At 38.9% G+C, this 530-nt stretch carries 1 protein-coding gene; it reads left to right on the plus strand.

What is annotated here, in order from left to right; translation table 11 throughout:
- Nucleotides 1-530: AMP-binding protein (locus tag AOG54_RS04670; RefSeq protein WP_156324215.1), on the plus strand; the 530-nt coding region annotated here is incomplete at both ends.

Below are 530 nucleotides of genomic sequence, written 5' to 3' on the forward strand. Positions count from 1 at the left end.
GATGGTGCATACAGAAAGGGCAAATTAATAGATTTAAAGAATATAGTGGACCGTGCTGCTGATTTAAGCACCGGCATAGACAATGTAATAGTTGTAAGGAATGCAAATAATAAAATAAGCATGGTCAGTGACCGTGATTATTACTATGATGAAATTCTGGAGGATTCATATGTTGAACCCGAAAGGATGGATTCAAATGACCCATTATTTATTCTATACACATCGGGAACAACAGGAAAGCCAAAGGGCATAGTGCATGGCAATGGCGGATATCCTGTGTGGGTTGCAAACACACTTAAATGGGCATTTGATCCAAAGGAAGAAGACAGATACTGGTGCACAGCAGACTTTGGATGGATAACTGGCCATAGTTTTGCGGTGTTCGGGCCCTTAATACTTGGATTAACATCAATAATATACGAGGGTGCAATAGATTATCCAAAACCTGATAGGATGTGGGAAATCATAGAAAGGTATGGTGTAAACATACTATACACATCACCAACGGCAATAAGGTTATTAATGAAATA

The organism is Acidiplasma aeolicum (genome assembly GCF_001402945.1).
Taxonomy (GTDB): Archaea; Thermoplasmatota; Thermoplasmata; order Thermoplasmatales; family Thermoplasmataceae; genus Acidiplasma; species Acidiplasma aeolicum.